At 56.5% G+C, this 12,990-nt stretch carries 8 protein-coding genes; 7 read left to right on the top strand and 1 reads right to left on the bottom strand.

Annotated elements, in window-relative coordinates; translation table 11 throughout:
- Window positions 1–19: 19 nt before the first annotated feature.
- Genes tssM through ACORQT_RS15815 form a run of 3 tightly spaced genes read left to right on the top strand, consistent with a single transcriptional unit; the run spans window position 20 to window position 3,879 of the window.
- A complete protein-coding gene (gene tssM, locus ACORQT_RS15825) occupies window positions 20–2,965 on the top strand; it encodes a type VI secretion system membrane subunit TssM (protein WP_444859236.1) in 2,946 nt (981 codons plus the stop codon).
- Window positions 2,925–3,500, top strand: a complete 576-nt coding sequence (locus ACORQT_RS15820; protein ID WP_444859433.1) for a type VI secretion IcmF C-terminal domain-containing protein — start codon at window positions 2,925–2,927, stop codon at window positions 3,498–3,500. Before tssM ends, ACORQT_RS15820 begins: the two co-directional genes overlap by 41 nt.
- Before the next feature lie 25 nt (window positions 3,501–3,525).
- On the top strand, window positions 3,526–3,879 hold the full coding sequence (locus tag ACORQT_RS15815; RefSeq protein WP_033632662.1) for a DUF6277 family protein: 354 nt from the start codon (window positions 3,526–3,528) through the stop codon (window positions 3,877–3,879).
- A gap of 265 nt (window positions 3,880–4,144) precedes the next feature.
- Here ACORQT_RS15815 and ACORQT_RS15810 read toward each other — a convergent pair whose 3' ends face one another.
- Entirely contained in the window at window positions 4,145–4,372 is a 228-nt protein-coding gene (locus tag ACORQT_RS15810; protein ID WP_004935320.1) for a hypothetical protein, read from the bottom strand.
- 245 nt (window positions 4,373–4,617) lie between these two features.
- Here ACORQT_RS15810 and ACORQT_RS15805 point away from each other — a divergent pair, with 245 nt between their 5' ends.
- The 4 genes from ACORQT_RS15805 to ACORQT_RS15790 all read left to right on the top strand — a co-directional run bounded on the left by ACORQT_RS15805 (window position 4,618) and on the right by ACORQT_RS15790 (window position 12,989).
- Complete coding sequence (locus tag ACORQT_RS15805; RefSeq protein ID WP_004935318.1) at window positions 4,618–4,908, top strand: hypothetical protein; 291 nt, start codon at window positions 4,618–4,620, stop codon at window positions 4,906–4,908.
- Between the two features lie 706 nt (window positions 4,909–5,614).
- Window positions 5,615–6,190 carry a helix-turn-helix transcriptional regulator gene (locus ACORQT_RS15800; protein WP_004935315.1) on the top strand — a complete coding sequence of 192 codons (576 nt, stop codon included), beginning with the start codon at window positions 5,615–5,617 and terminating at the stop codon, window positions 6,188–6,190.
- 108 nt (window positions 6,191–6,298) lie between these two features.
- Window positions 6,299–7,168: a hypothetical protein gene (locus tag ACORQT_RS15795; RefSeq protein WP_033650782.1), complete on the top strand. Its 870-nt coding sequence runs from the start codon at window positions 6,299–6,301 to the stop codon at window positions 7,166–7,168.
- 34 nt (window positions 7,169–7,202) lie between these two features.
- A complete protein-coding gene (locus tag ACORQT_RS15790) occupies window positions 7,203–12,989 on the top strand; it encodes an amino acid adenylation domain-containing protein (RefSeq protein WP_444859235.1) in 5,787 nt (1,928 codons plus the stop codon).
- Window position 12,990 lies beyond the last annotated feature (1 nt).

Raw genomic sequence — 12,990 nt, 5'->3', positions numbered from 1 at the left:
GAGATAATAAGGAAATTATATGATACGTAGATCATTCATATTGGTGATTGCCTTGCTGCTGTGTGCGGTGGTGTGGTGGATTGGGCCGTTGATCGCCATCGGCACCTATCGGCCGCTGCTGTCGGTCTGGGTCAGGGGCATCATCATCACGCTGATCCTGTGCTGGGCGCTGTGGCCGTTCGTGGCGACGTTCTTATCCTGGGTGTTCCGCCACGCGCGAGCGCCGGCCCCGGCCAAACGCAAGACCGCCCAGCGAGATCGCGTGACCTCGCGCTTTTACGACGCCTTGCGCACCTTGCAGTACGTCGGCACGGCGAAGCAGCGCACCCCTTGGCAGCGCTTCAAATACCGCCTGACGCGCCGTTACGTCAGCGAAAAGCCGTGGTTTCTGGTCATCGGGCCGCCGGGCAGCGGCAAAACCTCGCTGATCGGCGAAAGCGGCGAACGCTTCTTGCTGGCCGAGCACTATGGCCTGCAGCAGACGGTGGACGTCGGGCCGACCCAGGATTGCAACTGGTGGCTGGCGGAGAATTCGGTGTATGTCGACACCTCCGGCGAATGGCTGCAGTTGAACGGCCTGGGGGAAGAGGGCGCCAGGGCGCGCGACACCCTGTTCAAACTGATCCGCCGCCATCGCCGCCATCCGGGCATCGACGGCATCATGCTGTGTCTGGATGCGCGTTGGTTGCTGCACGCCTCGCTGACGGAGAGAAAGTCGGTCGCCGACGCGCTGCGCGTGCGCCTGCTGGAGATGGCCTCGTGGTTCCGCAGCGAGCTGCCGGTCTATCTCACCATCAGCCACCTCGATCAACTGGTCGGCGGCGAGACCTTCCTGTCCATGCTGGGCGACGATCTGTTGCAAAAAGGCATGGGCTTCAGCCTGAACCGCGCCGAACAGGGAGAAACCCCCTTCGAGCAGTATGAAACCCTCTACCGGGAGATGGTGGCGCGCGTCAGCCATCACGTGCTCGAACTGTTGCACGATGCGCCGGACGGCCAAAACCGCCAACAGCTGCTGTTCTTCACTGAATCGCTGGGGTCGCTGGGCAACCCGCTGTATTCCCTGTTAGAGCAGATCTTCCCGCAAACGCCGGTGGGCTACGCCTGCCATCTGCAGCAGGTGTGGCTGGGCAGCACCATCGCCTTGCCGCCGCAGGGGGCGATCTACAACGCGGAAGCGGCGGATATCTATGAAGCTCGCCCGACCGGGCGCATTTATCACCCGGAGCTGGATTATGCCCGGCAAGAACGCGGGGTGATGCAGCAGTCTTCGCACGCCAGGCCGCTCGGCAGCCGCATGAGCTCCCTGGGCCGCTATGTGCTGGTGCTCATTCTGTTGGCGGTCTCGTTTAACCTGCTGGCGATGCGTTACCTGTGGGAGAGCGATTACATCTCCTACATTGCGGCGCGCTTCGATGAGACAAAGCGCATCGTGCGCGAAATTCCGGTGACTAACCGCGTCAGCGACGATGTCATTTCCGCCTATGAGCAGCTGGGGTACATGAACGCGCAATTGGGCGGCGAAGTGTCGCCGGTGCCGAATCCCTATTTCGAGCACAAGCTGATCAACAGCGCGGCGCAAAAAACCTACCAACGCCATTTGCTGCAGATCTTCTGGCCGGCGGTGGAAAACTATATCGCGGACGAACTCAAGAATGACGTCTCGGCGTCCAACAAGGACGTCTACGGCACCCTGAAAGTGTACCTGATGATGGGCGAACCCTCGCACCGCTCCGCCGAAGCCTTGGTCGACTGGTTCATGGCGCGCTGGGAAACCTTTATGCCGCAGGGTTACACCGACATGAACAAAGGCATCTTCGCTTACCATCTGCGGGAGATGTTCTCTTTGCCGGACGCGCCGGTCATGAAGATGAACGGCGATCTGCTGCGCCTGGCGCGGGTGAAAGCGATGAACATTCCGATGCAAGTGCGGGTGGTGCGCCGCATCGAAGAGAAACCGTTGCCGGCGGCGATCAACGATATTTCGTTAGCCGACGCCGCCGGGCCGAACGTCTCCTTGATGCTGCGCCGCAAGAGCCAGGCGACGGTCACCGATACCGCCGTGCCGGGGTTCTATACCCGCGCCAGCTATCGCGACGTTTTCCTGGCGCAGCTCGATGACGCCGCCAAGGACATGATCGAAGAAGAGTCCTGGGTGCTGCGCGACAGCGCGGAAGGGAAAAACGCGGTGAACTCGCTGGCTTCGGCGCAGAAGCTGGCCGACGAGGCGAGGAAGCTATACCTCATCGAGTATGCCGACAAATGGGATGCTTTCATGCGCGACGTGCGCGCCCGGCCGGTCAACGGGCTTGAGGATGCGGCGATCCTGGCGCGTCAACTGTCCGACCCTTCTTCCCCCGCTGGCCAATCTGGTGCGCTTCGCCGCGCGCGAAACCAGCATGACCGGCACCAACCAGGGCGATGCGGCAAGCTGGTTCGATCGCCAGCGCAACCGCATCGAGCAGCAGCGGCGCGACATCCTCGGCGAGATTTCCGGCGAGCGCGCGCGTTTTCGTCTCACGCCGGAACGCGCGGTGGAAGATCGCTTCGAGCTGCTGCGCCGCCTGGGCTATCAGCTGTTGCAGACCACCAACGCCAGCAACGATCCGTTGAGCCGCAGTTTCGAAGCGCTGTACAGCCAGTTGACCACCTTGTCCACCTCGCTGCGCGGCGGCCAGGTGGTGCCCGCCGGAGGCACGCTGAAGCGTCTGCAGTTGGATGCGGCGCGCCAGCCGGAACCGGTGCGCAGCGTGATGATGGATCTGTTGCAGGTCGGGGACAGCCAGACTATTCAGCAGAGCCAAAAGAACCTGAGCAAAGGCGCTTCGTCGCTGGCCTCCGGCTTGTGCAAGAGCAGTATCAGCGGGCGTTATCCGTTCTCGCGCAACGCCAGAGCGGAGGTCGGCATCGAGGACTTCTCGCGCATGTTTGGCCAAAGCGGCGCGATGCAGCAGTTCTTCGATGAGAACCTGGCCCCTTATGTGGACGTCAACGCGCAGAAATGGAATGCCAAACCGGGTTCAGAGGGGATCGTCAATGCCAGCACGCTGGGCGCGTTTGAAAATGCACGCCTGATCCGCGACACCTTCTTCACCGCCGGCGACAAGCTGTCCTTCTCCATGTTCATCAGGCCGTTGTCCCTGACGCCGACCATTACGGAAGCGACCCTGGATATCGATGGGCAGGTGATTAACTACAGCCATGGCTTCAGCCAGCCTACCCGTATCGATTGGCCGGGCCCGAAAGGCGGCAGCTATGTTCGACTCACCTTCCGCACCGGCACCGGCCAGATCCAGGTCGCCAGTTTCGACGGGCCCTGGGCCTTGTTCCGGATGTTCGACGCCAGCAATCCCGTGCCGCTCGCCAGCGACAGGCGAGAGCTGACGATGTCGATGTCGTCGGTGGTGGGCGTGCTCAAACTGGAATTGCGCTCGACGATGAAAGATTTCCCACTTTGGTCACGGGCTTTGCGAGGATTCTCGTGCCCGAAAGCGATGTAAACACAACCGTAAAGAGGTGATAAACATGTTAGATCCAGCCAAAATTTTAGAAACCATGAAGGCCGGCGGCAATTTGGGCACCAATTCCCAATCGTCGCTGAGTCAACCGTTTATGCAAGGCGTCAGCAATATTCAAATGTCGGGGCCGGATGCGGCCAAGTCGGTCATGAGTAATGTGACAAAATCTTGCGATGATATGTTCGGCAATATGAAGGGCATTTTTAATGGTCTGCAATCGAATGTGAACGCACACCAAAAAATGCAAACGAGTGAGCAGCCGAAAGATTTTAATGTTTCCATGGACGATCTTCGTCCGGCGATTGCGAAAGGGTTCCCGCACGAAATGGCGGACTTCTTTTCCAAAGTGCCGAAACTGTAATCAAAAACTCGATGGATAAAATACCGGGAGGCGGAAATGCCTCCTGGTATTCACAAGGAGTGTTGCGATGATCTATGACTGGATGCTCAAAAACGCCAATAAACGCATGGGTTTTTTTATCATGGTGATACCCAGCCTGTTTTTTTGGATATTGGTTTTTCTGACCTTATCTATTTTTTGATTCTTTGGTGTAAAAAAAAGCACCCGCGAAGGTGCTTAAAATGAAGCGAATTAAAAAATAGGAAGGGATGATTATGAGTTGTTATTACAGTTTAGAGATGATCTGCAATCCGCTGGAAATCAGCGCATCGACGGCCAGACCAATACCTTTACCGATGGTGCCGACAACGGTTTTGGCATCCGGGTTAACACCGGCAATCGCGGAAATGGTATCAATACCTGTACCTACCGCACTGCCAATCAGTGTGCCTACGTCACCAAAAAAACCAGCACCGTTAACTTGTTCAATTTCTACTGCGGATAGTTCTTTCATGATTGAAACTCCTTTTTCAGTTAGCCCTTTACTTCAGGCAATTTCATTATTGCAAATCAGGTCGTTTTTTCAATAAAACTCGTGCTGTTTTTTTATACTATTGTGTTTTTTGTTAGATTGATTTTGCATCGTTAGATTATATATTGCCGAAGCCTGGGTTTTTATATCTTACTCGCCTTGAACGGCGGCGGTTTTATGAGGTTATTATTTTAAATCGGAATGATATATACCAGAAGGGAGACCTTATGAAGGTATTGACGACGCCGGAAAGACCTTTCCGGTATGATGAGCTTGCGGATAAAATCATCCGGGAGGCCAGGAGCCGCTTGGGCTGCGCCGTTCTGCGGTTTTTAGACTGCATGATCCTGGGTTATGGCCCGCCGGTGATAGTCTTTGATATCTATAATAATCACGGTAAGTTGCAAACGTTCAAAGTCATTCTTCCTCTTGGGAGCGACAAGCAGCTAAAAAAAGATCACCTCGGGTTGGTTTCCTGCCTGGAGGCTAAAAAATTGATGAGGATAAAAAAAATATAAATCATCCCGCTCGTCAACGATGCCGCGTTATCTTTCTGCGCTGCGCATCACTCCTGAAAAATCTTTACTCCTACCAGGCATTTCTTGCGCGGGCGGCCGATGGGTTCGCCTTCTTCTTTTTTGTTGCCGTCTACATGAAAGGGCGGGAATCACTTACTGCCATAAAGTGTAGCTTTTTTTTATGCAATTTTTTTACAATAAAATGAATATGGTTATACTCTGTTTAATAGGGTCTGCGATGACCCCACCGCCTCGCGCGAAAAAAGCATTATCCTGCCTTTATCATAAGTAAATTCCTAATGCATAAACGGATTCTCTTAACAATCAATGTCGCGCAATGTTATGTTCTATATTATGTGTTTTTTCGATATTTATCTGGATATATTGCGCTCTTGGAGTAAAATTAACGTATCAGAGAAAAATCTTAGCACCGTGATGCTGATGGCAATGATGCCTTATAAATATATCTTACGATAACAATTTCCCTTGCGAAGCGCGGCAGCTTACCGCGTCTTGCTTTTGTATGCTCTCCAGGGCAGATGATTTATATAACCCTATATATAAAATGCACTTTTGCGAGGCAAGGTCTTTTTTGCTTCGCCTATAACGCTTTTTTATTAAAAAGCACGTTAAAACAAAAAATAATCACAGCAATGATATTGCAGTAAGGAGAGTGAGCAAGCGTAGTCAAAAGGGAGGTTTGTTAATGGAGCGCGTCAATATCGCTATTGTGGATAAAAATCAATTCTTCAAGCTGGGGTTGAGTCTTGCCTTGCAAGAAGGTTTTCTCACGAATGGCATTAAGGCCAAGATCACGGGAGAAGAACGTGCCAACATCATATTCAGGGCGCCGGACAAGCGGGTGTCCATAAATTTTTGTCATACCCAGCTTTTGCAGGGCAACTTTTCTTCTATTCCGCTCTATTTTTCAATATTGGAGCATAAAAAGACATTCCCTAAAATTCATTGCAATTTGGAAGCCGGAAGTATTACGCGCAAAGACAGCGTGGCGGCGATCGTGGACAAGGTCATGTTCTGCTATCGCAAGAAAAATAGTTTGGTTTCAAGCTATTGCCCGCGTTGTCGTACCCAGTTGACCTTTAGCGAGGGGAAAGTGTGCCGTTTAATCCATCTGGGCTATTCACAAAACCAAACGGCGATGTTGCTCGGCATCAGCCCGAAGACGGTGAGTATTCATAAACGTTCGGCCATGAGAAAACTGAACATTGATAATAATATTGAATTCTTGCGCTGGTTAAAAATGCACAGCGACTCTTGTTAATCAGGGAAAGGAAGCGAACGGTCCGGCGCCGTATTATCAGCGGCGCTGAGCGGTCATCTTTTATTGATTTCCGCCCGGCATGGAATCGGTTTTATAGGGAGATAAAACATGGCTGTCTTTGTGAGAGAAGCGGTTTCTCATAATCATTTCAAATTATTGCAAGAGCTTTATGGCAGAGATTTGGGCGGGGAGCGTTTCCTGCACTGGAAGCATTTGCTCGATCCGCATTGTGGGGCGCCGATGGAAAAAACAGGCATATTTTACAAGGATCAAGAGCGTTATCTCGGGATGTTTGTATCCAGTTTTTATCCTTTTAAAATCAATGAATTATCCTTTAATGTCAATATGCTTGGCGATCTTGGGATCCACCGTCAGGTCAAATCTTCCACCGTCTTGAAAGATTTTTTCCTGCAGGCCAGGCGTTCGGATGTGGCGGCGGATATCTGCTTTTCCGATGACAGGAAGATCAGGGTTTATGAAAAGATTTTTAGAAAGTATTTAACGACCAATACGCAAATCTATCCCTTCGTCGAATTAACCTTAAAGCCTGATAAGTTTATGGCCTTTCGTTTTACCGAGGGCGACCAAGCGCGGCAGGCCAGCTTTATCAATAATCTGGGGCGAGAAAAAGATCATCGCGCATTTGAATATATTGAAAAACATCCTCTGTATCATAAAATTCATTATATCAATAAAGGCAATCTCTACGCTGTGATTGGCTGTTCCAGTGAGTGTGCCGAACTTTTGGATATTTCCAATCCTTCCAGGGAGTGTTTTTCCTGGGCCATCGGCGTTTGTCGGCACCTGCATAGCCGTTGCAAAGTGATGATCCCTATTGGTTTTTACAAGTCGATTTGCGCTCAGGCGGCGGAGGTCATTGCAGAAAAGCGCATCAACATGCTGATCGGTTATTACTCAGAAAAGATAAGCGAGCTGATGCCGAAAGAGGTTTGGGTATGCCGCATGGATCGCCGTTAAGCAGGGCACGTGTATTCTAAATGGAGTGTTTGTCATGGAAGAGATTCCTGTATCACCCTATTCAAAAGTTTTTATCGATGAATATGACCGCCATCCAGAGGGCTGTAATTACAACGTATTGGTGCTGCAGCGTATTGAGGGCGCGCTGGATCCCATCAGATTACAAGCTGCGCTGAATGCGCTGGTGCAAGATCATGTCCTGCTGAACAGCCATATTCATGAACGGAATGGCGAGCTGTATTGGCGTCGCAATGACGCAATCCATCCTTTGCAGCATTACACGGACCGCACGCTGCTGACCCAAGTGATTCGCCAGCCCTTCGACATTTACCGCGGGCCGCTTTATCGTTGGGCGCTTTTCGCCGAGGGGCCGGGGCGCTATACCCTGGCATTGGTGGGCCATCATCTGGTGATCGACGGCGCGTCTTCCGACGAGTTTTTCTCATTGGTGAGCCAGTACTATGGTCAACAGCGGCTATCGACACGTCTTGAGGCGGCCGAGATTGCCGCCATCAACCGGCAGCTGCAGCACGAGGTGGAACAATTGGCCGCCGATGGAGCGCTGGCGCACTGGCGGGCCGAAGCGGCAAATTTGGGCGCGATAGACGTGCCCTTTGAGAAAAGCGGCGCCGTGCGAAACGATGAGGCGGCCGAGCTGCGTTTCCAGGTGCCCAAAGCGCAATGGAAAGCGCTGAAGCAGAGCGCGGGAATACGGCGAATGAATGACTTTCTGGCGTTGCTGGTGCTGTGGGGCATCTTGATGGCGCGCAGCGGCAATCAGGAAACGGTCTATATCAGCTATCCGGTGTCGATAAAAAAGGGGCAAAGATTTGCGCTTGGCGGGCATGTCAACACCAGCGTGATGCCCCTCGCGCTGCGTGACGGCGAAGGCTTCGCCGCCGTTTATCAACGCGCGCTGGCGTTTATTACCGCCGCGGCGCCGCACTCGCGCCAACGGTTTAACCAACTGCCCACGCAACAGGTGGTGCAGGCGCTGGGGATCCGCGCGATGCCGATTTCCTTTGCCCAAACCAACCTGCGCGATGCGGCATTGGCGCTGGCCGATTGCGCCACTTCGCCGTTGTTTGAAGCCAACCACGATATGGCCAGCGCGTCGCTTTCCCTGGAATATGAGGATCGGGCCGACAGCGATGCCTTGCAGTTCCGGCTGCGTTTTCGTCAGGACATGTTTGACGAAGATGACATGCGCGACTGCGCGGAACATTTCATGCGTTTGATGCAAGCGGCGATGCGCGCGCCTGACGCGCCTTTACGCCACCTCGCCTTTTATCCCGCCGCCGACATGCCGCCAGATGACGACGCGGTCCCTGCGTTGCCGAGAGAAACCCTCAGCGCCCGGTTTGAGGCGATCGCGCTGCGTTATCCGGATAAGATTGCGCTGGAGTTTGAGGGGCTGCATGTCAGCTACCGTGAGCTGAACGGCATGGCGAATAGCCTGGCGCGCGAAATTACGCTCCGCTACCAAGCGCTGACCGGGGTCGCCCCTCAGGCGGACACGCTGATTGCGCTGTACAGCGAGAAAAGCCTGGAAATGGTGGTGGCGCTGCTGGCGGTGCTGAAAACCGGTGGGGCCTATGTGCCGCTCTCCTGCAATTATCCTCAGGCGCGCATTCGGCATATTCTCGAAGAAACGCGCGCGCCGGTGCTCATCGCCGGGGAAAGCCTGCAGTCGGCCGCCGAGGCGCTGGCGGCGATGATGCCGCACGCCGTGTCCGTCCTCACGCTGGGCGATCTGAACCGCCTGCCGCACGAGCGGCAGAATCTGCCGGCCGTCACCGGCGCCGACCGGCTCGGCGCGGTGATCTATACCTCGGGATCGACGGGGATCCCGAAAGGCGTGATGCTCGAGCAACACGCGATGTGCGGGTTGGCGACCGCGTCCGGCATCGCTGTCACGCCCGATGACGTGTTGCTCTTCCTCTCGAGTCCGGCGTTCGATGCGGCGACGTTCGAGGTGTGGGGCGCATTGCTCAACGGCGCCAAATTGGTCGTCGTGCGCGACACGGAGGATATCGCCGGCGATGTGCCGCAGCTGGAGGCCTTGCTGCGTCGGCAGCAGGTATCGATTCTGTGGGCGACGCGCAGCCTGTTCGATCATCTTTACCTCAGTCACCCCGACCTGTTCGCCGGGCTGCGCTGTCTGCTGGTGGGCGGGGAGGCGCTGACCGCCACGCTGATGCAGCGCCTGGTGCGGCAAGCCAACCGCCCGCAGCAGGTCATCAATGGCTATGGCCCGACGGAATGCACCACGTTCACCACGATGTACGCCATCGCGGCGGACGAAACCCGCAGCAGCATCCCGATTGGGCGAGCCATACCGGGGCGCGAACTTCATGTGCTGGATCGCTGGCTGCAGCCGTTGCCGCCAGGGCTGGCCGGCGAGCTGTATATCGGCGGAGACGCGCTGGCGCGCGGCTATCTCAACCAGCCGCAGCAGACGCAAGAGCGTTTCATTACGTTGAACGGGCGACGCTTGTATAAAAGCGGCGATCGGGTGCGAGAGTTGCGCGACGGCAATCTGGAGTATCTCGGCAGAAACGATTGCCAGGTGAAAATCCGCGGTTTCAGAATTGAACTCAGCGAAATAGAAAATACGATCAATGCGCTGGAGGGCGTCGAGAAATGCGTCGTGGTGGATGTCGTCCATCGCGATAGCAAGCGCCTTGCCGCGTATGTGCTGATGACGCGGGGCGAGCCGCTGGATCCTGCCGATTTGCGCGCCCGGCTGGAGCGGATCCTGCCGGATTACATGGTGCCGTCCAGCTATGTCGCGCTCGACGAGATACCGCTGACGGTGAACGGCAAGCTGGATCGCACGGCGCTGCCCGCTCCGCAATTCGCGCAAAGCGAGCGATATGCCGCGCCGCAGAATGCGCTGGAGGCGTTGATTTGCGCCCTGTGGGCGGAGATCCTCGGCGTTGAACGGGTTGGGGTGGATGACGACTTCTTTCGTCTGGGCGGCGATTCGATCCAAAGCATCGTGTTCACCAGCGAATTGAGCAAGTCGGGCTATCACAGCAACTCGCGTGCGGTGTTCGAAACCCGGAATGCGCGGGCGCTGGCCAAGCGCATCTTGCAGCAACGGGACGCGATTGCGCCGCTCAATGAACAGGGCGAGCTGCAGGGCGAATTCGAATTGCTGCCGATTCAGCGCTGGTACAACGAGCAGCCGCCGCAACATCGCGCCTTCTTCAACCAGAGTTTTTTGGTGCGGGTGCCGCCGATGTCCGCCGAGCGCGTGGCCGATCTGGTGAACGGGCTGGCGTCGCGCCATGACATGCTGCGCGCGCGGTTTAGCGCCGACGATGCCGGCGCGCTGGTCGCGCAGCGCTATCTGTCGGTGGCCGACGGCGGCCCTTCATGGGGATACTATGACCTGGCGCTTTGTCGCCAAAGCCGCGCCGAACTTCTGCATCAATGGCAATCGGGGTTTGATCCGGTAGAAGGGCCGCTGTGCCGCTTCGTCTACATTTTCGACAGCAGCGCGCCCGGCTACGCGTTGATGTTCTGCGCATTCCATCATCTGATCATCGACGTGGTGTCCTGGCGCATCATCGTCAGAGACATGCGACGGTTGCATCAGGGCGAATCGCTGTCGGCGAAAGGCACCAGCTACCGGCAGTGGGGCGAGACGTTAAGGCACTACGCGGCGAGCCGGCATGACCAATGCGCTTACTGGTTGGCGATGATCGCCGGGCAACCCGATTACGCAACGCTCAGAGAGGGGGCGCAGAGTCCGGCGTTTTGCCGCTTAGAGTGCGACGCGGCGTTGACGACGCTGTTGATGGACACTTGTCATCAGGCCTACCGTACCTCGACCCGCGATGTGTTGCTGGCGGCGCTGGCGCCGGTGCTGCAGGCCTGGCATGGCCGTGCGGACAGTTACCTGACGCTCGAACACCATGGCCGCGATATCAATGACGATAAGATCCAGCTCGACGACACCGTCGGCTGGTTCACCGCCTTACTGCCTTTGCGCATCACCGCGCATCAGAGCCCAAAACACACGCTGCGCGCCATCAAGGACACATTAAGAAAGATGCCGGATCACGGCATCGGCTATTCGGCGCTGAAATACGGTTCAGCGTCGGACGACGAAGCGATAGCCTGTCTGCGGCGCCACCGCTTGCCGGCCATTTCATTCAACTATCTCGGCGTCTTTAACGAACAGACTGACGACGCCCTGTGGGCCTTGATCGACCAAACGGCGGATCTGGAAAACGGCGCGCTGCCGGCGAGCGACAATGTGCTGGATCTGGTGCTCTACGTGCACGGCGACCGGCTGAGCATCGTGATGTCGGGCTTATTGCCGCAGGCGACGCTGGCCCGGATCGGTTCGCACTATAGGGCGAGCGTGTCGGCGCTGGTCGAACACTGTTGCCACGAGGCGAGCCAGGGCGTTTGCCTCGCCAGCCCGGGGGACTTCCCCCATGCCGACGTCAGCCTCGCCGAGTTGGACCACTGGCAGCAACGTCATCGCATCGCCGCCGTTTTCGAGGCTACGGTTACGCAGCGGGAACTGATGTATTTCAACCGGCTTAACCGCGAGTATCAGATCGATCAGGCCGTTTATGAGGTGGCCGGCCCGCTGCAGCCGGAGGTGTTGAACCAGGCCTGGTCGCTGGCGCTGCAGCGCTTTGAAATGCTGCGCGCCGGGTTTGGCGATCAAACCCGCCGTGGGCGGCCCAACGTCTTCATCTGCGAGACGCTGCAGGCGCCGATCGCGATCGAGGATTGGACCGATGCGCCGCCGTCCTCGCTGGAAGAAAGGATGGAAGCGCTGTTGGCCCGGGAACGAGAAACCTCGTTTGAGCTGGATGCGCCGCCGTTGATCCGCTGGCGCCTGATCAAGTTGAACGCCGATGAGCACTATTTGGTGCAGACCTTTAACCATATCTTGTTCGACGGTTGGTCCCTCGGCGTTCTGTTCGAACACTGGTTCAACGACTACCTCACCTTGCTGGAAGGGGGCGCGCCGACGCTGGAAATTAACCGATTTGAGCCGTTCGCCGCTTATGTGCGCGCGCACGGCGACGATCCCGAAGCGCAGGCGTTCTGGGCGGACTATTTGCGCGGAGCGCCGGTCAACCAACGTTTGCCGTTGAGCGCTGCGCCGGATGCCGCGCCGCAGGGGCGACGCATGCGGCAATATGGCGCGGAATTCACCGCGGAACAGGTGGCAAGCCTCACCGCGTTTTGCCGGCGCCAGGGGATCACGGTCAATCAACTGACGCAGCTGGCCTGGATGCTGGCGCTGGCCGAAGCGCTGGCCTGTGACGATATCGCGATCGGCACGACCATGAGCGAGCGCCCGGCGGATATTGAGCAGGTGCAGACGCTGTTTGGCCTGTGTGTCGCCAGCCCGGTGCTGCGCCTGCAGGCGATTCGCCGCCGGCCCATTTATGCGTTGCTGGCCGATATCGCGGACTCCCAGACGCTGAGGCAGAAGTACGCCTTTTCCGAACTGAACCGCTACGACGAACAATGGGTGCCCACTTCGCCGTTCGGCAGCCTGTTTGTGTTTGAAAACATGCCGCAACCGCAGAAGGATCCGCGCTTGCCGTTTACGTTCCGGGTGACGGATATCGTCAGCGGCAGCAACCACCAAACGGTGCTGTGCTTGTTCCCCGAAGCGGAACGGCTCGCCATTTCACTGTTTTATGATTCTCACGAGATAGCTCAGGAGACCATCGTTGCGGTAGGACGCCGTTTTCAGGCCATTGCGCTCGCGATCGCCCACCTTCCGCCCGACAGCGAAATCCGCGCCGAAGACGGGATTATCCAGGCGGAGGAGGCATGAT

This window comes from Serratia sp. (in: enterobacteria), assembly GCF_052400455.1.
In the GTDB taxonomy this organism is placed as follows: Bacteria; Pseudomonadota; Gammaproteobacteria; order Enterobacterales; family Enterobacteriaceae; genus Serratia; species Serratia ureilytica.
Note: the sequence above shows the minus strand (reverse complement) of the source record. Positions and strands in the feature narration are given on the sequence as shown.

What these genes read in the sequence shown, in the direction of transcription:
- ACORQT_RS15800 (WP_004935315.1), top strand. Translation starts at nt 5,615, where the DNA reads ATGGAGCGCGTCAATATCGCTATTGTGGATAAAAATCAATTCTTCAAG.
- ACORQT_RS15810 (WP_004935320.1), bottom strand. Translation starts at nt 4,372, where the DNA reads ATGAAAGAACTATCCGCAGTAGAAATTGAACAAGTTAACGGTGCTGGT.
- ACORQT_RS15790 (WP_444859235.1), top strand. Translation starts at nt 7,203, where the DNA reads ATGGAAGAGATTCCTGTATCACCCTATTCAAAAGTTTTTATCGATGAA.
- ACORQT_RS15815 (WP_033632662.1), top strand. Translation starts at nt 3,526, where the DNA reads ATGTTAGATCCAGCCAAAATTTTAGAAACCATGAAGGCCGGCGGCAAT.
- ACORQT_RS15820 (WP_444859433.1), top strand. Translation starts at nt 2,925, where the DNA reads ATGTTTGGCCAAAGCGGCGCGATGCAGCAGTTCTTCGATGAGAACCTG.
- ACORQT_RS15795 (WP_033650782.1), top strand. Translation starts at nt 6,299, where the DNA reads ATGGCTGTCTTTGTGAGAGAAGCGGTTTCTCATAATCATTTCAAATTA.
- tssM (WP_444859236.1), top strand. Translation starts at nt 20, where the DNA reads ATGATACGTAGATCATTCATATTGGTGATTGCCTTGCTGCTGTGTGCG.
- ACORQT_RS15805 (WP_004935318.1), top strand. Translation starts at nt 4,618, where the DNA reads ATGAAGGTATTGACGACGCCGGAAAGACCTTTCCGGTATGATGAGCTT.